Origin of the sequence: Caenimonas sedimenti (assembly GCF_007833165.1) — a bacterium.
In the GTDB taxonomy this organism is placed as follows: Bacteria; Pseudomonadota; Gammaproteobacteria; order Burkholderiales; family Burkholderiaceae_C; genus Ramlibacter; species Ramlibacter sedimenti.
On record NZ_VOBQ01000009.1, the window covers coordinates 207,930 to 229,086 of the forward strand.

Sequence of the window (21,157 nt, forward strand, 5' to 3'; positions counted from 1 at the left end):
GGGCGCATCGCGCATGAACTGCCCTCGCACGAATTGGCGGCGGACAAGGGCTTGCAGGAGAAGCTGCTGGGGATCCGCTCGAACGATGAGGAGGAAGAGGCCGCGCCGGTTCCTGAGGCGCCGGCATCGCCGGGACGGGTGTTCACGGTGCGACGGGCGCATGCGGAGGCGGATGCGGTGCCGGTGGTGCCATTGCGAAGTGTGGGTGGTGTGAACCGGTGGGATCAACGCTCGCCACCCGTAGGCTGGGGTGAGCCGCGCGAACCCCAGCTTGACGAGCCGCACCGCTGGGGTTCGGCTGCGCGCTCACCCCAGCCTACCCAAGAGGCCGACGGGCCGAAGTCCGCCGAAGTCTTCGAGTTCCCCGTCGCCGCCAGCGCCGGCCGCGCCGCCTACGTCGCCGGTACCTTCGACACCAAGGGCCGCGAACTGTTCTTCCTGCGCCAGCGCCTGGAGAAGCTGGGCCTGCGCGTCGTCACGGTGGACTTGTCGACCTCGGGCAAGCCGTCGGCCGCCAGCGTCCACCCGCGCGAGGTCGCGCGGCACCACCCGCAGGGCGAATCGGCCGTCTTCACCAACGACCGCGGCAGCGCCGTGACTGCGATGGCCGTGGCGTTCGAACGCTTCCTGCTGGCGCGGCGCGACGTCGGCGGCGTGCTCGGGGCGGGTGGCTCCGGCGGGACGGCCCTCGTCACGCCCGGCATGCGCGCCATGCCGGTCGGCCTGCCCAAGGTGATGGTGTCCACCATGGCTTCGGGTGACACCCGGCCGTACGTGGGCCCCAGCGACATCTGCATGATGTATTCGGTCACGGACGTGTCCGGCATCAACCGCATCAGCGAGAAGGTGCTGTCCAACGCGGCGCACGCGCTGGCAGGGATGATGGCGCACACCAGCAACGAGGTGAGCGAAACCAAGCCGGCGCTGGGGCTCACGATGTTCGGGGTGACGACACCTTGTGTCCAGGCCGTCACCCGTCGCCTGAGCGAGGCCTACGACTGCCTGGTCTTCCACGCCACCGGGGTCGGCGGCCAGTCGATGGAGAAGCTGGCCGATTCGGGCTTGCTGGCCGGCGCGATCGACGTCTCCACCACGGAAGTGGCCGACGAGATTGTCGGCGGCACGCTGTCCGCCGGCCCCGGCCGCATGGACGTGTTCGCGCGCCGCGCACTGCCCTACGTCGGCTCCTGCGGCGCGCTCGACATGGTCAATTGGGGCGCCATCGACACGGTGCCCGAGCGCTTCCGCGGCCGCAACCTGTACCGCCACAACCCGGTGGTGACGCTGATGCGCACCACGCCCGAGGAATGCAAGGCGATCGGCGAATTCATCGCCCGCAAGCTGAACGCGATGACCGGGCCGGTGCGCTTCCTGATTCCCGAGGCCGGCGTGTCGGCCATCGACAAGCCGGGACAGCCGTTCCACAACCCGGACGCCGACCGCGCGCTGTTCTCCGCCATCGAAGCGGGTTTCCGCCCGGGCCCCGACCGCAAGCTGCTGCGGCTGCCCCTGCACATCAACGACGAGGCGTTCGCCGACGCGCTGGTCGCCGCCTGGCGCGAAGTCGCCACGCCGCGCGAGCCCGCCCGGCCCATCTCGAGCACCTTCAGGGCCTGAAACCAAGAGGAGCACCCATGCCCCGCATCTCCCGCCAAGCCATCCTCGACCGCCTGCGCACCAAGGTGCAGGCGCGCCAACCCATCATCGGCGGCGGCGCCGGCACCGGGCTGTCGGCCAAGTGCGAGGAAGCGGGCGGCCTGGACCTGATCGTCATCTACAACTCGGGCCGCTACCGGATGGCGGGCCGCGGCTCGCTGGCCGGCCTGCTGGCTTACGGCAACGCCAACGAGATCGTCTGCGAGATGGCGCACGAGGTGCTGCCGGTGGTGAAGCACACGCCGGTGCTGGCGGGTGTGAACGGGACCGACCCGTTCATGATCGCCGACGACTTCCTGCAGCGGCTGATCTCGCTGGGCTTCTCCGGCATCCAGAACTTCCCCACGGTCGGCCTGATCGATGGCACCTTCCGCGCCAACCTCGAAGAGACCGGCATGGGCTACGGCCTGGAGGTGGAGCTGGTCGCCAAGGCGCGCGCGCTGGATCTGCTGACCACGCCCTATGTCTTCAGCGAACAGAACGCGCGCGACATGGCGGCGGCGGGTGCGGACATCATCGTGGCCCACCTGGGCCTGACCACCGGCGGCGCCATCGGCGCGGAGACCGCACTGAAGCTTGCCGACTGCGTGGAGCCGATCAACGCCTACGCGGCCGCGGCGCGGGCCGTCAACCCGGACGTGCTGGTGCTGTGCCACGGCGGCCCGATCGCCGAGCCGGCCGACGCCCGCTGGATCCTGGAGCGCTGCCTGGAGTGCGACGGCTTCTACGGCGCGAGTTCCATGGAGCGGCTGCCCACCGAGGTGGCCCTCACCGACAACGTCCGGCGCTTCGTCGAGATCAAGCGCTAACGAACTGAATGACAAGGAGACAACCATGACCGGCGCCCAATTCGGGACCTTCATCCTGGGACTCATCGTGGCGGCCATCGTGGTCGGCATCGCGGTGTGGCTGCTGCACTGGCTGTACCTGCGCAGCAGCAAGGAGCGCGCCTTCGTGCGCACCGGCCTCGGCGGGCAGCGCGTGGTGCTCGACGGCGGCGCCTTCGTGCTGCCGATCCTGCACGAGGTGATCCCCGTCAACATGAACACCTTGCGGCTGGAGGTGGCGCGCGGGCGCGACAAGGCGCTCATCACCAAGGACCGCATGCGAGTGGACGTGGTGTCCGAGTTCTACGTGCGGGTCGCGGCCGATCCGGTGGCCGTCGCCGCGGCGGCGCAGACGCTCGGCATGCGCACGCTGGCGCCGGAGCAGCTGAAGGAATTGGTGGAAGGCAAGTTCGTCGACGCCCTGCGCACCGCGGCGGCCGAGATGACGATGGAGGAACTGCACGAGAAGCGCGGCCAGTTCGTGAAGCGCGTGCGCGAAGCCGTCGCCGGTGACCTCACCAAGAACGGGCTGGAGCTGGAAGCGGCCTCGCTGACGCAGCTGGACCAGACCTCGATGGAGTACTTCAACCCCAGCAATGCTTTCGACGCGGAAGGCCTGACCCGGCTGACCGAGCAGATCGAGCACCGCAAGAAGCAGCGCAACGACGTCGAGCAGGACACGCTGGTCGCCATCCGCAACAAGAACCTGGAAGCCGAGAAGCTCTCGCTGGAGATCGACCGAGAGAGCGAGTACGCGCGGCTGTCGCAGCAGCGCGAGGTGGAAGTGGCGCGGGCGCGCCAGCGCGCCGACCTCGCCACCGAGCGGGCCGAGCGCGAGCAGGACGCCGAGACCGTTCAGATTTCCGCCCGCCAGGCCATCGAGCAGGCCCGCATCCGCTCCGAGCAGTCGCTGGAGGAGGAGCGCATCGCCAAGGAGAAGGCGCTGCAGGCCGCCGAGATCCTGCGGCGCCAGGCGATGGACCTCGCCGAGCAGCAGCGCGCGATCGCGGTCGCCCTGGAAAGCAAGAACCAGAGCGAGGCCCAGGCGGCAGCCGACATCGCGCGCGCCGCTGCTGTGTCGGCGGAGGAACGCGTGTTCACCACACGCGAAGTCGAAGTGGCCGAGCGCCGCAAGGCCATCGACCTCATCAGCGCAGCCCAGGCGGCGGAACGGGAGGCCCTGCGCCTCACCAGCGCGGCCGGCGCCGAGAAGGCCGCGAGCATCGACCGTGGCGCGGCGGTGCTGGCACAGGCGGAAGCCGACGCCGGCGCCGACAAGATCCGCTCGATCGCGATCCGCGTGCGCTCCGAGGTCGAGGCCGAGGCCGTGCGCCTGATGAACGAGGCGCAGAACGTGCTGTCGCCGGACGCCCGCGCGTCGGCACTGCGCCTGCGCGTGGTCGACAAGGCCGAGGGCATCATCCGCGAATCCGTCAAGCCGATGGAGCGCATCGAAGGCATCAAGATCCTGCAGGTGGATGGCCTGCTGGGCGGTGGCGGCGGTGGCGGCGTCGTGCCGGTGGGCGCGCAGAACAACTTCGCCGACGGTGTCGTCAACTCGGCGCTGCGCTTCCGGGCCCAGGCGCCCATCGTCGACCAGTTGCTGAAGGAGATCGGGCTCGATGGGGCCAACATCAACCAGCTGGTGAGCGGTGCCACCGGCGTTGCGCCGAACGGCGCGGCCCTGCCGCCGGCCGACGCGCCCAAGAAGGGCTGAGCGCATGATCCGCGTCTACGTCTCCAGCGTGATCGAAGCGCCGGCCGATGCGGTCTGGCAGCGCATCCGCGACTTCAATGCGCTGCCGCAATGGCACCCGGGCATCGCCGACAGCCGCATCGAGAACGGCGAGGCGCCCGACAAGGTGGGATGCGTGCGCAATTTCCACACGCGCGACGGCGGCATGATCCGCGAGCGGCTGCTGGCGCTCTCGGACTTCGAATACAGCTGCAGCTACGCCATCCTCGAGAGTCCGATGGGCGTCGACAACTACACCGCCACGCTGAAGCTCACGCCGGTTACCGATGGCGGCCGCACCTTCGCCGAGTGGAGCGCGGAGTTCGATTGCGACGAGGCGCGTGAGCGCGAGTTGTCGGACCTGATCGGCGGCCAGGTGTTCCAGGGCGGCTTCGACGCGCTCAAGAAGCACTTCCGCGGCCGCTGAGGAGCGCATCGCGATGCTGCAGAAGGTCGTCCGCTCCACCATCATCGACGCGCCGATCGAGCGCGTGTGGGCGGTGCTGCGCGACTTCAACAGCCATGACCAGTGGCACGACGTGGTCGACGCGAGCTGCATCGAGAACGGCGAGTCCTCCGCCCAGGTGGGCTGCGTGCGGAGCTTCTCGCTGAAGGACGGCAACCGCATCCGCGAGCAGCTGCTGGCGTTGTCGGATACCGAATACAAGTCGACCTACACCATCGTCGAGGCCACCGTGCCCTTGCTGCGCTACGTGGCGACGGTCACGCTCAAGCCGGTCACCGACGGCGACCGGACGTTCTGGCATTGGGAGTCCAGCTTCGCGACGCCGCCCGGGCAGGAACGCGAGCTGCGCGACATGGTGGCCGAAGGCGTGTACGAGGCCGGCTTCGCGAACTTGCGGCGCTACCTGCAAGCCACGCCTGCTAGCCGGGGCGCCGGCGCCGCCACCGGCAGCGCGGCGGGTGCGGCCGGCATGGCACTCCCCAGCCGCGAAGTGCGGCTGGCCCGCTACGGCGGCCCCGCGGAGCTGGAAGCGAGCGCCGGCAGCTGCCCGCCGCCGGGCGTGGGCGAGGTGCGCATCCGCCAGCGCGCCATCGGCCTGAACTTCATCGATGTCTACCTGCGGCGCGGTTGGATCCCCGGCCTGCTGCCTTTGCCCGGCGTGCTGGGCATGGAAGCGGCGGGTACGGTGGAAGACGCCGGCACCGGCGTTGGCGGCCTCCTGCCAGGGGATCGCGTGGCCTACCTGTGCCCCGAGCCGGGCGCCTACCGCAGCATCCGCACGCTGCCGGCCTCGCATGTGGTGCGGCTGCCGGCCGAGGTGGACGACGAAACCGCCGCGGCCATCCTGCTGAAGGGCGTGACGGCGGACTACCTGCTGCGCGACCTGGGCCGCGTCGGGCCGGGGACGCGGATGCTGGTGCACGCGGCGGCGGGCGGCGTGGGCTCCCTGCTGTGCGGCTGGGCGCGCTCGCTCGGCGCGACGGTCGTCGGCACGGTGTCCAGCGAAGCGAAAGCGCGCTTCGCCCGCGACCACGGCTGCGAGCACGTGATCGTCGCGCGCGATGGCCGCTTCGCGGATGCGGTGCAGGCCCACTGCGGCGGCGCCGACTTCATCGTCGATGGCCTGGGCGGGCCGGCCGTCGCGGAGAACCTGGCGGCCGCCGACCGGCGCTGCCATTGGGTCAGCCTCGGCCAGGCGGGCGGACCGTTGCCGCCGCTGGAGGTGGACCGGCTGCTGGCCAAGTCGATGACCTTCACCCGGCCCGTGGTGTTCGACTTCGTCACGCGGCGCGGAGAATTGCAGCAGCGCGCGCAGCGTGTCTGGGACGCCCTGCGCAGCGGCGCCGTCCGGCCGCCCGCCATCGAGCGGTTTTCGCTGGACGCGGCCGGCCAGGCGCACCGGCGGCTGGAATCGCGGGAAAGCACGGGCTCGCTGGTGCTGGTGACCTGAAGCAAATCGAAAGAAGAAAAATGATCCATGGCATGAACCACTTCACCGTGATCGCCGAGAACCTGGACGAGACCGTGAAGTTCTACGTCGATCTCATCGGCTTGCAGCAGGGGCCCCGGCCGGACCTGGGCTTCGCCGGCGCCTGGCTGTACGCGGACGGGCGGCCCATCCTGCATGTGTACGGCGACCGGCCCGTGCCCGCGGGACGGGCCGGCGTGATCGACCACATGGCGTTTTCGGCGCGTGGACTGCCCGAGACGAAAGCCCGGTTCGACGCCAGCGGTGTGCCCTACCAGCTGAAGCGGCAGGCCGGCGCGCTCACTTGGCAGTTGTTCTGCCACGACCCGAATGGCGCCAAGGTCGAGCTGGACTTCGACCCGGCCGAGACGCTCGAAGCCTGAGCGCACCCGGTTACAACCGTGGCTGCGGCGTATCAGCTGTAAGCTAAGTAAACAGCGCTTGTGGGCGTTCGCGCGCACACGTACCTTAGCGCCTCATGAACGCTGTCGCCACTCCCTCCCGTTTCGACATCCATGGCCTGATGCAGGCCGCGTCGCACAACCATTCGCCCGACGCGTTCCAGCCCAACCTGACGCAGACGCAATGGGAGCTGCTGGGCACCTATCTCCAGCCGTTCGCCATGAAGCAGGGGCAGGTGCTGATCGAACAAGGCGGGACGGACCGCACGGTGTACTTCGTCGAGACCGGCACGCTCACGGTGCACTACGAGGACGACAAGGGCCGGCTGCGGCTGGCGTCCGTCGGGCCTGGGTCCGCGGTCGGCGAAGGCGCTTTCTTCAGCCGCCAGCAGCGCACGGCCACCGTGCAGGCGGCCGGGCAGGCCAAAGTCTGGTCGCTGCCGCCCATCCGCTTCACCGAATTGAGCAACCGGCAACCCGCCCTGGCGCTGGAAGTCGCCATGGCGCTGGGGTCGCTGGTGTCGCGCCGTCTGGCCAACCGGCCCAAGCGCGTCGCGGTGACGTGATCGGCCCGCTCCGGCTGGCAACTTTTTCACATTACGGGGCGCCAACGCGCGCCCGGCGCCAGGCAACGTGAAATATCTCCCTGAAATGTCGCAGTGCGGCACTTACACTGGAGTTTCCGGCGCCCGAACACCAAAGTTATCAAAGGCGCCGTTGCCGGAGAGCCCGCTCATGTCCATTTTCAGCTGGTTGATGCCCAAAAAGCCCGCCAAGGTGGCTCCGCCGCCTTCCAGCTCGGGCCTCTCGCGCATGGATTCCACCAAGCCGTTCAGCGGCAGCAAGCAGGCGCAGATGCTGCAGCCGAACGCCCAGCCCGCCAACCGCAAGAACGAACGGATGGCGCGCCGCGAACTGCTTTACGGTGTGGTCCGCGAGGCCATGGTCCGGGCTGGCGTGCTGTCTTCCAGCTACAAGTTCAAGGTGCTGTCGCTCGATGCGAGGGGCCGCCAGTTCCTGGTGATGATCGACCTGTCGCGCGGCGCGGGCGGTGAGACCGGCCGGCTCGCCGAGATCGAAGCGCTGATCGCCCAGGGCGCCAAGTCGCGCTACGACATCCTCGTGACCGCGGTGTACTGGCGCTCCAACGAGCATGTGGCCGTCGGCGACCCGGCGTCACGTTCTCCCATCCACACGCATTCGCATGGGCCGACATCACGGCCGGCCGCGCTGGATTCGATGCCGTTCGCCGATTCGCTGCCGCCCGTCGCGCAGCCCGAAAGCGTCTCCCAGCCCGCCGAACTGGCGCCGGCGCCCGAACGCGGCCGGGCGCAATTCGACCCGCTCCACCCCGACGAAGTCGAGGCCTTCAAGCGCGCTCTGGCCACGGCGGCGGTGCGCAACCAGCCGCTGCCGGCGGCGGTCGCCACGCCCGCGACACCTGCGGCGCGTCCGCAGCCGGCCGCCGCCCGCCCGGCCGCCGCTTCCGCCGCCAAGCCGGAGATCGGGCTCGCCACGACAGCCGCCCATGCCACCGCCCGCACCTTCGACGGCTCCGCCAAGAGCGGCCCGCAAAGCTACACGCTGCTGACCGGCTTCGAAGACACCGAGATGCCGGAGCAGCCCGAACCCACCGGCCTCAGCGCCACGCAATACGGCGAGTTACGTTAGCGCCGTCTCGCGCACGGTCGCGAGCTTACTTTTCGCTTACACTCCCGCCCCTGGGCGCCCGCCCGGGCTGGAGGTGGCATGAACGTACAACAACTCGCGCAGGCGATCGGCGCTCTGGAAGCGCAGGACGCCTTGCCCTGCAAGCTGACGGCTGACGAATGGAAGGCGATCGCGCCTTACCTGTCGGTGCGCTTCCTGCGCGCCGGCGAACCCCTGATGCACGAGGGCGACAGCGACCGCGAACTGTTCATCCTGGCCGACGGCGAACTCGAAGTCCGGGCCCAGGGCCACGTGCTGGCCACCATCAAACCGGGCAGCGTGGTCGGCGAAGGCACTTTCTTCTCGGGCCAGCCGCGCAGCGCCACCGTCGTGCCTTCGCAGGCCGGTGTGGCCTGGGGGCTGAAGTGGGACCGCTTCAACGCGCTGGCCAACAAGCAGCCGCGGCTGGCAGTGGACCTGATCAAGGGCTTGGCGGCGGTGTTGGCGATTCGCATGCGCGAAGCGGTGCTGGTCGGTCACTTCAGCTAGAAAGCTGGGGTTCGCCTGCGGGCTCACCCCAGCCTACGAGGGGCTGCGAACTACGCGTAGGCTGGTGGTGAGCCCGCAGGCGAACCCCAGCGCACCTACCCTCGCAACAGGATCTCCTCCGCCATCGCCAGCGGCTCCGGCCGGCCCGAGAGCACCAGCGTGTCGCCGTCTTCCAGCGGCGGGTCGGTGTCCGGATCCACCGCCTTGCCATTGCTGCGCCGCAGGCTGACCACCCGCACGCCTTGCGCGTGCAGCGCGAACTGGCTGAGCGCACGGCCGAGCGCGCGCGCGCCCAGCGGCAGGGTGATGGACGACAGGCGCTCCTGCTCCAGTTCCTGCACGGTGTCGTCGTCGGCGCCGTGGAAGTAGCCGCGCAGCAGGTTGTAGCGGGCGTCGCGCTGGTCCTGCACGATGCGGATCACCCGCCGCATCGGCACGCCCACCAGCGCCAGCGCGTGGCTGGCCAGCATCAGCGAGCTTTCCAGCGTTTCCGGCACCACCTCGGTGGCGCCGGCGGCCATCAGCTTTTCCAGGTCCAGGTCGTCCTGGGTGCGCACAATCACCGGCACCTGCGGCGCGTGCTCGCGCGCGCGCGCCAGCACCTTGATCGCACCGGCGACGTCCAGGTAGGTCACGACCACGGCGCTGGCGCGGGCCAGGCCCGCGGCCACGAGCGCCTGCAGGCGCGAGGCATCGCCGAAGACCACCGAATGGCCGGCCGCGGCCGCCTGCCGCACGCGGTCCGGGTCGAGGTCGAGCGCCATGTAGGGGATGCCTTCCTGCTCCAGCATGCGCGCCAGGTTCTGGCCGCAGCGGCCGTAGCCGCAGATGATCACGTGCTTGTTGGCGTTGATCGACTTGCGGGCGATGCTGGTCATCTGCAGCGACTGCAGCATCCAGTCGCTGGCCACCAGCTTCATCACGATGCGGTTGCTCCACTGGATGATGAAGGGCGTGGCCAGCATCGACAGCACCATGCTGGCGAGGATGGGGTTGAGCAGCGCCGGCGGCACCAGCTTCTCGTTCTGCGCCAGCGTCAGCAGCACGAAGCCGAACTCGCCGGCCTGCGCCAGGTGGAGGCCGGTCCGCAGCGAGACGCCCATGCTCGCGCCGAACATGCGCGCCAGCACCGTGACCAGGCCCAGCTTGAACAGCACGGGGCCCGTCACCAGCAGCAGCACCAGCGCCCAATGCTCCACCACCGGCCGCCAGTCCAGCAGCATGCCGATGGTGATGAAGAACAACCCGAGCAGCACGTCGTGGAACGGCCGGATGTCGGTCTCCACCTGATGCTTGTATTCCGTCTCCGAGATCAGCATGCCGGCGATGAAGGCGCCCAGCGCCAGCGACAGCCCGGCCAGCTCCGTCAGCCAGGCCAGCCCCAGCGTCACCAGCAGCAGGTTCAGCACGAACAGTTCTTCGCTCTTGCGCCGGGCCACCAGCGTCAGCCACCAGCGCATGGCGGCCTGTCCGCCCGTGAGCAGCAGGCCCACCAGGACCGTCGCCTTCAGCGAGGCCAAGCCGATGGCCCCCAGCAGCGCCTCCGGCGGACTGCCCAGCGCCGGGATCAGCACCAGCAGCGGCACCACGGCCAAGTCCTGGAACAGCAGCACGCCCATCACCCGCTTGCCGTGCTCCGACTCCAGCTCCAGCCGGTCGGACATCATCTTCACCACGATCGCGGTGCTGCTCATGGCCAAAGCGCCCGACAGCGCCAGCGCCGTCTGCCAGCTCATGTTCCAGAGGCGGGGCGCCAGCGCGGCTAGGAACAGCGAACCGGCCATGCCGACGGCGATGGTCACCACCACCTGGAACAGCCCGAGCCCGAACACGTGCGTCCGCATGGCGCGCAGCTTGGAGATGTTGAACTCCAGCCCGATCACGAACATCAGGAACACCACGCCGAACTCGCCCAGGTGGCGCACGCTCTCGGAATCCTGCGCCAGCGCCAGCGCGTTGGGGCCGATCACCACGCCGACGGCCAGGTAACCGAGCATCGCCGGCAACTTCAGGAAGCGGCACACCACCACCCCCAGCACGGCGGCCAGCAGGTAGAGCAGCGTGAGTTCCAGGGAGGACATCGGCCCTATGCTATCTCGCGCGAATGACGGACCGATAGAATCCGGCTGATGACCGCCGCCCCGGAGCCTTTCGACGCCGCGCGCGCACTGCGGTTGGCGCAGGAAACGTTCGACATCGAAGCCGCTGCCGTGCTGGGCCTGAAGGCACGCACCGGCGAGGGATTCGCCCGCGCCGTCCAGGCGATGCTGCAGGTGCGCGGGCGCGTGGTCGTCATGGGCATGGGCAAGAGCGGCCATGTCGGCCGCAAGGTGGCGGCCACGCTGGCCTCGACCGGCACGCCCGCCATGTTCGTGCACCCCGCCGAGGCCAGCCACGGCGACCTCGGCATGATCAAGCCGATCGACCTGGTGCTGGCGATCTCCAATGGTGGCGAAAGCGACGAGATCACCGTGATCCTGCCCGTGCTCAAGCGGCTGGGGGTGCCGCTGGTGGCCATGACGGGCAATGCCCTTTCCACCCTGGGCCGGCACGCCGACATCGTGCTGGACAGCGGGGTCGAGAAGGAAGCTTGCCCGCTGAACCTGGCGCCGACAGCGAGCACCACGGCGCAGCTGGCGCTGGGCGATGCGCTGGCCGTCGCGCTGCTCGACGCGCGTGGCTTCCGCGAGGAAGACTTCGCGCGTTCGCATCCGGGCGGCGCGCTCGGCCGCAAGCTGCTGACGCACCTGAGCGACGTCATGCGCACCGGCGACGCCGTGCCTCGCGTCGCGCCAGGTGCCGTGCTGGTCGACGTGATGCGCAGCATGAGCCTGCACGGCTTCGGCGCAACCGCGGTGGTCGACAGCGCGGGCCAGGTGCTGGGCATCTTCACCGACGGTGACCTGCGGCGCCTCGTCGAGGCCGGGACCGACTTGCGCGGCAAGACCGCCGCTGACGTGATGCATGCCGGCCCGCGCACGATCCGCTCGGACGCGCTGGCGGTCGAAGCGGCGCAGATGATGGAGCAGTTCGGCATCACGCGGCTGCTGGTGGTGGATGAGGCTGGTGCCCTCTGCGGCGCCGTCAACACCAACGACCTGATGCGGGCGAAAGTCATTTGAGCGCGGTGCTCAACTTCCCGCCCGAACTCCTGCTCGCCGCGCAGGGCGTGCGCGTCGCTTTCTTCGACGTCGATGGCGTGCTCACCGACGGCGGGGTCTTCCTGTCGGAACAGGGCGAGACGCTCAAGCGCTTCAACATCCTCGACGGCCTGGGCCTCAAGCTGCTGCAGCGCGCCGGCATCACGCCGGCCGTGATCACCGGGCGCGATTCGGCGCCCCTGCGCGCGCGGCTGGCGGCCCTGGGCGTGACGCACGTGCACTACGGCACCGAGACGAAGCGGCCGGCCGCCGAGGCGACGCTCACGGCGCTCGGCCTGGACTGGGCGCAGGCGGCGGCCATCGGCGACGATTGGCCCGACCTGCCGGTGCTCACCCGTTGCGCCTTTGCCGCCGCCCCGCCGCATGCGCATGCCGAAGTGCGCGCCCGTGTGCGCTACGTGACGCAGGCCGCCGGCGGCCAGGGGGCGGCGCGCGAGTTCTGCGATGTGCTGCTGGTGGCATCCGGCCGCTATGCCGGGCTGCTGGAGGCTTACGCATGACGGGGCGCGGCCTCTGGCGGGCCTGGGACCGGCTCTCGGTCTACCTGCCCGTCATGCTCATGGGCCTGCTGGCGCTGGGCACCTACTGGCTGGCGCGCAACACCCCGGCCACCGCCGCGCCGCAGGCGGAGAGCAAGCCGACCCATGACCCCGATTACTTCATGCGCGGGTTTTCGGTGAAGTCGTTCGATCCCACGGGCCGCCTGAAGAGCGAAGTCCGCGGTGTCGAGGCCCGCCACTACCCCGACACCGACACCCTGGAGATCGACCAGCCGCGCATCCGCGCGTTCAACGACAAGGGCCTCCTGACGGTGGCAACGGCGCAGCGCGCGATCAGCAATGCCGATGGCTCGCAGGTCCAGCTGATCGGTGACGCCGTCGTCACGCGGGAGGCCGCCCAGAGCGCGCCGCGCCTGGAGATCCGCGGCGAGTTCCTGCACGCCTACATGGACACCGAAAGGGTCAAGTCGCACAAGCCGGTGCACATCACGCGCGGTGGCGACGCATTCACGGCCGACAGCCTGGACTACGACAATCTGGAACGCGTGCTGGCGCTGCAAGGCCGCGTCCGCGGCGTGATCCAGCCCGGCGGCCAACGGGGAGCGCCCAGCCCATGAGCGACGGCAAGCTGGCCTTCATCACCGGCGCTTCGAGCGGAATCGGCCAGGCGCTGGCCTGGCGCTACCACCAGGCCGGCTGGCGGCTGGCCCTGGTGGCGCGCCGCAGCGCGGAGATCGCGCAGTGGGCCCAGGGCCGCGGCATCCCGCCCGACCGCTGGCGTGTCTATGGCGCCGACGTCGCCGAAACGGACAGCATCGTGGCCGCGGGCCAGGAGTGCATCGAACAGCAGGGGGTGCCGGACGCGGTGATCGCGAACGCCGGGATCAGCGTGGGCATGGACACGGCCGAACGCGAGGACATCGATGTGCTCGCCCGCACCCTGGCGATCAACAACGTCGGGCTGGCAGCCACCTTCCACCCCTTCGTCGGCCCCATGCGGGCGCGCGGCAGTGGCGCGCTGGTGGGCATCGCCAGCGTCGCCGCCATCCGCGGCCTGCCCGGTCACGGCGCCTACTGCGCCAGCAAGGCCGCGGTCGTCAGCTATTGCGAAAGCCTGCGCGGCGAGCTGCGCGGCAGCGGTGTGAAAGTCGTGACGATTTGTCCGGGCTACGTCGACACCCCCCTCACGCAGAAGAACCGCTACGGCATGCCCTTCCTGATGCAGCCCGAAGATTTCGCCGATGCCGCATTCCGTACCATCGCGGCGGGCACCAGCTACCGCGTGATTCCCTGGCAGATGAGCGTGGTGGCCAAGCTGCTGCGCGTGCTGCCCAATCCGCTGTACGACAAGCTGCTGGAAGGCCGGGCGCGCAAGCCGCGGCACAACCAGACCTGAAAAAGGAAAGGCTCCCAGGGGAGCCTTTGGGGGAAGCGGCCTCAGGCCGCTTTGGGGGTGGACCTAATACCCGCCGCGGCCACCACCACCGCCGCCACCGCCGCCACCCCGGGGGCCCGCGCCATACGGGCTGCGGAAGCCGCCGTCCTGGCCGCCACCGCCGCCGCGGCCGCCGTAGCCGCCGCCGCCTTCGCGCCGGCCACCGCCGCCGCCGCCACCGCCATAACCCCCGCCGCCGCCGCCGCCGCCGAAGCCACCCGTGCGCGGGCGCTGCTCCATCGGCCGGGCTTCATTGACGACGACGCTGCGGCCGCCCATGGACTGGCCGTTCATGCCGCTGATGGCCGCCTGCGCTTCGGCGTCACTGCCCATCTCGACGAAACCGAAGCCCTTGGAACGGCCGGTTTCACGCTCCATCATCACCTTGGCACTGGTGACGGCGCCGAACTGGCTGAAAGCCTGCTCCAGGTCGCTGTCACGCACCTGGTAGGGCAGGTTGCCCACGTAGAGTTTGTTGCCCATGAAACCGGGACTCCTTGAAACGTATGAAAGCCAAAGCGATGGAGTCCCGAAAACGCATTCAACTCTCAAGCAAATGTGGCTTTGCCACTTTGCCTGACCCCCTGGGGGGCGGGCCGGGCTGGCCCGGACCTGGGGGAGCTCAAAAGCGACGCGAAAGGCACCTGTTCACCGCGACCCGCGTGAAACTGCTTGACCACGCGATTCCATTATGAAGCAGAACCCCTTTTTCTTGGCAAGGGGCCGGGCCGCGATCGGTGTGCCCCACACCCCTGCGAAACGCGCACAAAAAAAGGGCCCGTAGGCCCTTTGTCTGACGCGCGCTGGAGGTGCGCGGTGCGACTGGCTCAGTAGCCGCCGCGGCCACCGCCGTAGCCGCCGCCACCACCGCCGCCGTCGCGTCGGCCACCGCCGCCGCCGCCGCCGTAGCCGCCGCCACCACCACCGCCGCCGTAACCACCACCGCCACCGCCGCTGCCGCCACCACCGCCGTAGCCGCCGGTGCGGGGGCGCTGCTCCATGGGACGCGCTTCGTTGACCACCAGGCCACGGCCGCCGATCTGCTGGCCGTTCATGCCCTTGATGGCGGCTTGCGCCTCTTCGTCACTGCCCATTTCCACGAAGCCGAAGCCCTTGGAGCGGCCGGTGTCGCGTTCCATCATGACTTTTGCGCTGGTGACGGTGCCGAACTGGCTGAAGGCCTGCAGCATGTCATTGTCGCGATACGAGTAGGGAAGGTTCCCCACATAAAGTTTGTTGCCCATTCGAGGGACTCCTAGAGAAAAACGCACAAAGCGATGGAGTCCGCCGACGCAATCAAACCAACCACGCGAAACCGACAATCACCGCAAACCTGCGGGCCCCTTGGGGGACCGCGCCCGCATTATGCCTTTTTGCGGCTCAACGTGTTGCAAAAGTCAGCGACCGGGCTCAATCGGCCCCGGAGGCGGTGTAATTTCGCCACTGCCGCAGCGCATTGCGCATGGTCAGCAGCTGCCGCTCGACCACGGGGCAAGCCCGGCAGGCGGCCACGTGCATGCGCAGGGCCAGCCGGTCGAGCGTGGGCAGCTCCCGGTCTTCCCGGGCCACCAGGAGCGCGGTGGCTTGCTTGCAGGTGAGGCGCAGCAGCATCAGGCGGAGGCTTTCTTGTTTCCGAACCAGTTCAGTTCCAGGCATTCGCGCAGCCGGGTGCGGGCACGGTGCAGCTGGACGTACAGGTTCGTCGGCGTGAGACGCAGTTCCTTACAGATGTCCTCGCTGGAGAGTTCCAGCCATTCCCGCATCAGGAACACCCGCCCCATGGCGGGCGGCAGCTTGTCGGTGCAGGCTTCCAGGACCACGAAGAACTGCCGGCTGGCCAGTTCCTGCTCCGGGTTGCCCCAGTCCGCCGGCTGCACGGCGTAGTGGCCGTCCGCCTTGAACTGCAGGGCGTCCAGGGCGTCGTCTTCCTCGCCTTCCTCGGTCTGCAGGGAGACCTCGCGCTGGCGCTGGCGCAGGATGTCGATGACCTTGTGCTTCAGGATGCCGACCAGCCAGGTCTTGAGCTGGCTGCGGTTGCCGAAGGACTGCGGCTTGGTCAGCGCCGCCAGCAGCGTCTCGGACACCGCGTCCTCCGCCCAGGCGTCATTGCGCAATTGCAGGCGGGCAAACCGCAGCAGGTAGGCGCGGTGCTCCGCCAGTTGACTTTCGATGGCCATGGGTGGAAGGTGTAAGACGGGATGATCGCATACGACCCATGGCCATGAAATCCACGCTCGCCGCCCTGCCCCTTGCCCTCGCGCTGCTCGCAGTCGCCCCGTTCGCCGCCGCCCAGGCGCCGCCGGCCGTCGAGGGCCGCACCGTGGACGGCAAGCCGTTCCAGCTGGCGTCACTCAAGGGCAAGGTGGTGCTGCTGATGTTCTGGTCCACCGGCTGCGCCGTCTGCCGCGACAAGATGCCGGAGCTGCGCCAGAACTACCAGGGCTGGGCCGGCAAGCCGTTCGAGATGGTGCTGGTCTCCACCGACCGCCGCATGAAGGACCTGGACGACTACGAGGCCATCATCACGCGCACCGTGCCGCTCAAGCAGCGCTTCGTGCAGCTGTGGGCCGGCGAAGGGGGCTACAAGGACAACCTGGGCACCCCGGCGGTGCAGCTGCCGGCCAGCTTCCTGATCGACAAGAGCGGCAAGGTGGTCGAGAAGTACCAGGGCCGCATCCCCGCCGAGGCCTGGGACAAGATCGCGGAACTCCTGTGAGCGTTTTCCCTGCATCCGTCGCGCGCCCATGATTCGTATGTAAGAAGCGGCATGGGCGCCCGACCCATGCGCAGCCAGCGGCGTCGCAGCACGCGCTGGCCGTCCCAACAACCTTTTTGACAGGAGTGAACCCATGAACCAAAGCGCCATGATCGCCGCCGCCGCAGCCACGCTGCTCTCCACCGTGCTGGCCGCGACGCCCGCCGTCGCCCAGGAGAAGGAGAAGTGCTACGGCATCGCGAAGGCCGGCCAGAACGACTGCGCCAACCTCGCCGGCACGCATTCCTGCGCCGGGCAGTCCAAGGTGAGCGACGACGCGGGCGAGTGGAAGTACGTGGCCAAGGGAACGTGCAAGGGCATGAAGGGCATGTCCGCGGACGAGGCCAAGATGAAGGTCAAGAAGAGCTGATGGCCGCGGCCCCGGCCGTGGGAAGTGTGGGGGGCGTGGCAGCGGCCGGCATCGGCTGGCGCCACCCCCACTACGCGGAGGTGCTGCGCGAGCGGCCCGCCGCGGGCTTCCTCGAGGTCCATTCGGAAAACTTCTTCGCCGACGGCGGGGCGGCGCTGGCCGTGCTGCAGCAGGCGCGGGCGCACTACCCCGTCAGCCTGCACGGCGTCGGCCTGGCCCTGGGTTCGGCGGCGGGCATCGACCCCTGGCACCTGGAGCAGCTGGCGCGCCTGGTGGAGCGCATCGAGCCGATGGCGGTGAGCGACCACGCGGCGTTCGCCCGCGCGCCGCTGGGCGGGGCGCTCTTCGAATTCGCGGCCGCCGGCGGCGGCATGGCCCATGCGGCCGACCTGCTGCCGCTGCCGTTCAACGCCGAGGCGCTGGACGTCTTGTCCGCCAACATCCAGCGCGTGCAGGACCGCTTGCGGCGCCGTCTGCTGGTGGAGAACCTCTCCGCCTACCTTGCGCCCGCCGGCAGCGACCGCGGCGAAACCGAATTCCTGCGCGCGCTGGCCGTGCGCACCGGTTGCGGTCTGATCGTGGACGTGAACAACATCTACGTGAACGCCCTCAACGCCGAACTCGCTGGCGACCTGGCGGACCCGGTCGCCGCCTGCAAGGCCTGGCTGGACGCCGTCCCCGCGGCCTTCGTGGGCGAGCTTCACGTGGCGGGGCATTGCCGGACGCCGGAGCTGGTGATCGACGACCACGGCAGCCGCGTCGACGAGGCCGTGTGGACGCTCTACGGCCATGCTCTGGAGCGCTTCGGCGCCCGGGTCCCGACCCTGGTGGAGTGGGACACGGCGATCCCGGCACTCGACGTCCTGCTGGGCGAAGCGCGGCGCGCCGACGCCATCGCCGCGGCGGTGGCGGCGGCGCAACCGGTCCTGGAGGCTGCTTGAGCCTTGCCGCGCAGCAGCAAGCCATGCTGGCCGCGCTGTGGGCACCGCGTCCCGCGCAAGCATTGCTGCTGCTGGGCGACTCGGCCCTGCCGCTGCTCACGCGCGAGCGCGGCCTGCGCGCGTATCGCAGCAACGGCCGCGCGCTGGCCGAGCGCGCGCTGGCGGCCGCGCACCCGGTGGTTGCCGAGCTGCTCGGGCAGGAGAACTTCGACGCCCTCGCCCACCAGTTGTGGCTGCGCCACCCGCCCACCTCGGGCGACGTGGGGCGGTGGGGCGCCGAACTGCCGGCGCTGATCGAATCGCTGCCCGATCTCGCGCAGGAAGAGCCCTACCTGGCCGATGTCGCGCGCCTGGAATGGGCGCTGCACCGTGCCGCCACCGCTGCGGATGCGCCGGTGGACGCCGCCAGCTTCGCGCTGCTGGCCGCGCAGGCGCCGGAGCGCATCACGCTGCGCCTGGCGCCCGGCATGCAGTGCCTGGCGAGTGTGCATCCGGTCGTCAGCATCGTGCAGGCGCATCTGCAAGGCACGCCCTCGCTCGATGAGGCCGGCGCGCGCTTGCGGGCCGACGTGGCGGAGTCCGCGCTGGTCTGGCGCGAAGGCTGGGCGGTGCGCCTGCGCGAATTGGCTCCCGGTGAGGCGCCCTTCCTCGCCGCCCTGCAAGAACAACAACCGCTCGCCGGTGCGCTGCAGGCGGCCCCTGCGTTGCGCTTCGATGCCTGGCTGGCGCCCGCCGTCCAGTCCGGCCTGGTGACCGGCGTGACCCTGATCAACGAGGAGCGTCCATGACCGATTCATCTTCCCTGCTGGCGCGCGCCGTGCGCCTGTGGGACCGCCTCTCGGCCGCGCTCGACGCGCTGCAGCCCGCTGCCGCCCTGGCCGCCCGCGTCTATGTGGGCCAGGTCTTCTTCCTCTCCGGCCTGACCAAGATCCGCGACTGGGACACCACGCTGGCGCTGTTCGCCGACGAGTACAAGGTGCCGCTCCTGCCGACCGCGCTCGCGGCCTTCATGGGGACGGCGGGTGAACTGGTGCTGCCGGTGCTGCTGGTCCTGGGGCTGGGCGGCCGCTTCGCCGCCCTGGGGTTGTCGGTGGTGAATGTGGTCGCCGTGCTGTCGCTGCAGGAGATCGCGCCGGCGGCGCTGCAGCAGCACGTCTTCTGGGGCGCGCTGCTGGCCGGCATCGCCGTCTACGGGCCGGGCAAATGGTCGGCCGAGCGCCTGGTCTGGCCGCGCCTCCAAGGCGCGGCCACCCTGCCGGTCACCAGTTGACTTCGCGGTCCGGCGTCGAGCCGATCTTGTGGATGGCGAGGTCGGCGCCTTCGTGCTCTTCTTCGGCCGTGAGACGCAGGCCCATCACCGCCTTCAACAGGCCGTAGAGCGCGAAGCCGGTCAAGAGCGCCCAGGCCACGCCCATCAGGCTGCCGATCAGCTGCGCCAGGAAACTCACGCCACCCAGCCCGCCCAGGGCCTTGCTGCCGAAGATGCCGGCCGCGAGTCCGCCCCACAGGCCGCACAGGCCGTGCAGCGGCCAGACCCCCAGCACGTCGTCGATCTTCCAGCGGTTCTGCGTCAGCGTGAACATCACCACGAAGATCGCGCCCGCCGCGCCGCCGGTCACCAGGGCGCCCAGCGGATGCATCAGGTCGCTGCCGGCACACACCGCGACCAGGCCGGCCAGCGGGCCGTTATGGACGAAGCCGGGGTCGTTGCGGCCCAGCAGCAGGGCGGCGATGGTGCCGCCGGCCATGGCCATCAGCGAGTTCACGGCGACCAGGCCCGAGACCTTGTCGATCGTCTGCGCGCTCATCACGTTGAAGCCGAACCAGCCGACCGTGAGGATCCACGCGCCCAGCGCCAGGAACGGGATGCTGGACGGCGGATGCGCCGAGATCCCGCCGTCCTTGCGGTAGCGGTTGGCGCGCGCGCCGAGCAGCAGCACGGCCGGCAGCGCCAGCCAGCCGCCGACCGCGTGCACGACGATGGAACCGGCGAAATCATGGAACTCCTCGCCCGCCACCGACTTGATCCAGGCCTGGATGCCGAAGCCCTGGTTCCAGGCGATGCCCTCGAACACCGGGTAGACCAGGCCGACGATGACTGCCGTGGCGAGCAGTTGCGGCCCGAAACGCGCGCGCTCGGCGATGCCGCCCGAGATGATGGCCGGGATCGCCGCCGCGAACGTGAGCAGGAAGAAGAACTTCACCAGCTCGTAGCCGCTCTTGGCCACCAGCTGGTCGGCCCCGACCAGGAAGCTGGTGCCGTAAGCCACCGCGTAACCCACGAAAAAGTAGGCGACAGTGGAGACGGCGAAGTCCGCCAGGATCTTCACCAGGGCGTTCACCTGGTTCTTCTTGCGCACGGTGCCGAGTTCGAGGAAGGCGAAACCGGAGTGCATGGCCAGGACCATGATGGCGCCCAGGAGGATGAACAGAACGTCCGAGCCCTGTTTTAGTGCTTCCATTGCGTTTCCTTTGGATGAATTGCGTCTTTGTGGTGCGTCATCGCCGTGTTCCCGGCGATTGCACCAAAAGCAAGCAAAAATCGCGCCAGAATCGTGCGCGCCAGCCAGCTGACAGCCTGAGGCTCTAGGATGGGGCCCACATGGAAGCTTTTCTGGTTTCGACCGGCCTCGTCGCGCTGGCCGAAATGGGCGACAAGACCCAACTCCTTTCGCTGGTGCTCGCCGCCCGGTTCCGCCGGCCGTGGCCGATCGTGGCGGGCATCTTCGTGGCCACCTTGGCCAACCACGCCCTGGCCGGCGCCGTCGGCGCCTGGGTGACGCAGGCGCTGGGCCCGGACGTGCTGCGCTGGGTGCTGGGCGTCTCGTTCATCGCCATGGCAATGTGGATGCTGATCCCCGACAAACTGGATGAGGACGATGCCGACGCCAAGCCGCGCTTCGGCGTCTTCGGCGCCACGCTCATCGCCTTCTTCCTGGCCGAGATGGGCGACAAGACCCAGGTCGCCACCGTGATGCTGGCGGCGCGCTACGACGCCTGGGCGGCGGTCGTGGCCGGCACGACGCTCGGCATGATGCTGGCCAACGCGCCGGTCGTCTGGTTCGGCGAGCGGATCACGCGGCGCGTGCCGATCCGGCTGGTGCATGGGGTCGGGGCGGCGATTTTTCTGGTGCTGGGGGTCGTGGCCTTGCTGTCTTAGGCTGGGTTCGCGAAGCGACCCCAGCGGGTGCTTGCCGAGGGTGCTGGGGTCGCTTCGCGAACCCCGCCTACCAAGCCCAAACC

At 69.6% G+C, this 21,157-nt stretch carries 23 protein-coding genes and 2 pseudogenes; 19 read left to right on the forward strand and 6 right to left on the reverse strand.

The features are described from left to right. Positions 1 to 393 precede the first annotated feature (393 nt). The 9 genes and pseudogenes from FN976_RS29465 to FN976_RS12655 form a co-directional block, all read left to right on the forward strand. Positions 394 to 1,617, forward strand: a pseudogene (locus tag FN976_RS29465) (Tm-1-like ATP-binding domain-containing protein); the annotation flags it as partial. A gap of 17 nt (positions 1,618 to 1,634) precedes the next feature. After that, positions 1,635 to 2,465 carry a phosphoenolpyruvate hydrolase family protein gene (locus tag FN976_RS12620; protein WP_145893376.1) on the forward strand — a complete coding sequence of 277 codons (831 nt, stop codon included), beginning with the start codon at positions 1,635 to 1,637 and terminating at the stop codon, positions 2,463 to 2,465. Between the two features lie 25 nt (positions 2,466 to 2,490). Next, positions 2,491 to 4,200 (forward strand): flotillin family protein, encoded by a 1,710-nt coding sequence (locus FN976_RS12625; RefSeq protein ID WP_145893377.1) that lies wholly within the window; start codon positions 2,491 to 2,493, stop codon positions 4,198 to 4,200. Positions 4,201 to 4,204: 4 nt separating this feature from the next. Further along, a complete protein-coding gene (locus FN976_RS12630; protein ID WP_145893378.1) occupies positions 4,205 to 4,645 on the forward strand; it encodes an SRPBCC family protein in 441 nt (146 codons plus the stop codon). A 13-nt stretch (positions 4,646 to 4,658) separates the two neighbouring features. Next, positions 4,659 to 6,134: an SRPBCC family protein gene (locus tag FN976_RS12635; protein ID WP_145893379.1), complete on the forward strand. Its 1,476-nt coding sequence runs from the start codon at positions 4,659 to 4,661 to the stop codon at positions 6,132 to 6,134. A gap of 32 nt (positions 6,135 to 6,166) precedes the next feature. Then, on the forward strand, positions 6,167 to 6,535 hold the full coding sequence (locus tag FN976_RS12640; protein ID WP_222432808.1) for a VOC family protein: 369 nt from the start codon (positions 6,167 to 6,169) through the stop codon (positions 6,533 to 6,535). A 95-nt stretch (positions 6,536 to 6,630) separates the two neighbouring features. Next, complete coding sequence (locus FN976_RS12645; RefSeq protein WP_145893381.1) at positions 6,631 to 7,119, forward strand: Crp/Fnr family transcriptional regulator; 489 nt, start codon at positions 6,631 to 6,633, stop codon at positions 7,117 to 7,119. A gap of 169 nt (positions 7,120 to 7,288) precedes the next feature. After that, positions 7,289 to 8,224, forward strand: coding sequence for a hypothetical protein (locus tag FN976_RS12650; RefSeq protein ID WP_145893382.1), 936 nt, complete (start codon positions 7,289 to 7,291; stop codon positions 8,222 to 8,224). A 78-nt stretch (positions 8,225 to 8,302) separates the two neighbouring features. Next, positions 8,303 to 8,752, forward strand: a complete 450-nt coding sequence (locus FN976_RS12655; RefSeq protein WP_145893383.1) for a Crp/Fnr family transcriptional regulator — start codon at positions 8,303 to 8,305, stop codon at positions 8,750 to 8,752. Between the two features lie 95 nt (positions 8,753 to 8,847). On the opposite strand, the gene FN976_RS12660 is transcribed toward FN976_RS12655, so the two are convergent. Then, positions 8,848 to 10,833, reverse strand: coding sequence for a monovalent cation:proton antiporter family protein (locus tag FN976_RS12660; RefSeq protein WP_145893384.1), 1,986 nt, complete (start codon positions 10,831 to 10,833; stop codon positions 8,848 to 8,850). A 48-nt stretch (positions 10,834 to 10,881) separates the two neighbouring features. Here FN976_RS12660 and FN976_RS12665 point away from each other — a divergent pair, with 48 nt between their 5' ends. Genes FN976_RS12665 through FN976_RS12680 form a run of 4 tightly spaced genes read left to right on the forward strand, consistent with a single transcriptional unit; the run spans position 10,882 to position 13,809 of the window. Next, entirely contained in the window at positions 10,882 to 11,874 is a 993-nt protein-coding gene (locus tag FN976_RS12665; RefSeq protein WP_145893385.1) for a KpsF/GutQ family sugar-phosphate isomerase, read from the forward strand. Then, on the forward strand, positions 11,871 to 12,413 hold the full coding sequence (locus FN976_RS12670; RefSeq protein WP_145893386.1) for a KdsC family phosphatase: 543 nt from the start codon (positions 11,871 to 11,873) through the stop codon (positions 12,411 to 12,413). The genes FN976_RS12665 and FN976_RS12670 overlap by 4 nt, the downstream gene beginning before the upstream one ends. After that, entirely contained in the window at positions 12,410 to 13,030 is a 621-nt protein-coding gene (lptC, locus tag FN976_RS12675) for an LPS export ABC transporter periplasmic protein LptC (protein ID WP_145893387.1), read from the forward strand. The genes FN976_RS12670 and lptC overlap by 4 nt, the downstream gene beginning before the upstream one ends. Then, positions 13,027 to 13,809 (forward strand): SDR family oxidoreductase, encoded by a 783-nt coding sequence (locus FN976_RS12680; protein WP_145893388.1) that lies wholly within the window; start codon positions 13,027 to 13,029, stop codon positions 13,807 to 13,809. Before lptC ends, FN976_RS12680 begins: the two co-directional genes overlap by 4 nt. Positions 13,810 to 13,872: 63 nt before the next feature. Here FN976_RS12680 and rbp (FN976_RS12685) read toward each other — a convergent pair whose 3' ends face one another. From rbp (FN976_RS12685) to FN976_RS12700, 4 genes and pseudogenes are all read right to left on the reverse strand, one after another. Further along, a complete protein-coding gene (rbp, locus tag FN976_RS12685; RefSeq protein ID WP_145893389.1) occupies positions 13,873 to 14,331 on the reverse strand; it encodes an RNA-binding regulator in 459 nt (152 codons plus the stop codon). A gap of 350 nt (positions 14,332 to 14,681) precedes the next feature. Beyond that, positions 14,682 to 15,092, reverse strand: a pseudogene (gene rbp / locus FN976_RS12690) (RNA-binding regulator); the annotation flags it as partial. A gap of 166 nt (positions 15,093 to 15,258) precedes the next feature. Continuing rightward, a complete protein-coding gene (locus FN976_RS12695) occupies positions 15,259 to 15,459 on the reverse strand; it encodes a zf-HC2 domain-containing protein (RefSeq protein WP_145893391.1) in 201 nt (66 codons plus the stop codon). Further along, positions 15,459 to 16,025, reverse strand: coding sequence for a sigma-70 family RNA polymerase sigma factor (locus FN976_RS12700; protein ID WP_145893392.1), 567 nt, complete (start codon positions 16,023 to 16,025; stop codon positions 15,459 to 15,461). The genes FN976_RS12695 and FN976_RS12700 overlap by 1 nt, the downstream gene beginning before the upstream one ends. 44 nt (positions 16,026 to 16,069) lie before the next feature. On the opposite strand from FN976_RS12700, the gene FN976_RS12705 reads away from it, so the two are divergent. The 5 genes from FN976_RS12705 (at position 16,070) to FN976_RS12725 (ending at position 19,184) form a co-directional block, all read left to right on the forward strand. Then, positions 16,070 to 16,564 (forward strand): peroxiredoxin family protein, encoded by a 495-nt coding sequence (locus FN976_RS12705; RefSeq protein ID WP_255440375.1) that lies wholly within the window; start codon positions 16,070 to 16,072, stop codon positions 16,562 to 16,564. Positions 16,565 to 16,697: 133 nt separating this feature from the next. After that, positions 16,698 to 16,973 carry a BufA1 family periplasmic bufferin-type metallophore gene (locus FN976_RS12710; RefSeq protein WP_145893394.1) on the forward strand — a complete coding sequence of 92 codons (276 nt, stop codon included), beginning with the start codon at positions 16,698 to 16,700 and terminating at the stop codon, positions 16,971 to 16,973. Then, a complete protein-coding gene (locus FN976_RS12715; RefSeq protein WP_145893395.1) occupies positions 16,973 to 17,914 on the forward strand; it encodes an MbnB/TglH/ChrH family RiPP precursor modification enzyme in 942 nt (313 codons plus the stop codon). Before FN976_RS12710 ends, FN976_RS12715 begins: the two co-directional genes overlap by 1 nt. Then, entirely contained in the window at positions 17,911 to 18,702 is a 792-nt protein-coding gene (locus FN976_RS12720) for an HvfC/BufC family peptide modification chaperone (protein WP_145893396.1), read from the forward strand. Before FN976_RS12715 ends, FN976_RS12720 begins: the two co-directional genes overlap by 4 nt. Further along, a complete protein-coding gene (locus tag FN976_RS12725; protein WP_145893397.1) occupies positions 18,699 to 19,184 on the forward strand; it encodes a DoxX family protein in 486 nt (161 codons plus the stop codon). The genes FN976_RS12720 and FN976_RS12725 overlap by 4 nt, the downstream gene beginning before the upstream one ends. Here the strand turns inward: FN976_RS12725 and FN976_RS12730 are convergent. Beyond that, positions 19,174 to 20,376: an ammonium transporter gene (locus tag FN976_RS12730; protein WP_145893398.1), complete on the reverse strand. Its 1,203-nt coding sequence runs from the start codon at positions 20,374 to 20,376 to the stop codon at positions 19,174 to 19,176. The two genes, FN976_RS12725 and FN976_RS12730, sit on opposite strands and share 11 nt — an antisense overlap. Before the next feature lie 140 nt (positions 20,377 to 20,516). On the opposite strand from FN976_RS12730, the gene FN976_RS12735 reads away from it, so the two are divergent. Next, positions 20,517 to 21,074 carry a TMEM165/GDT1 family protein gene (locus FN976_RS12735; protein ID WP_145893399.1) on the forward strand — a complete coding sequence of 186 codons (558 nt, stop codon included), beginning with the start codon at positions 20,517 to 20,519 and terminating at the stop codon, positions 21,072 to 21,074. Positions 21,075 to 21,157: the final 83 nt, after the last annotated feature.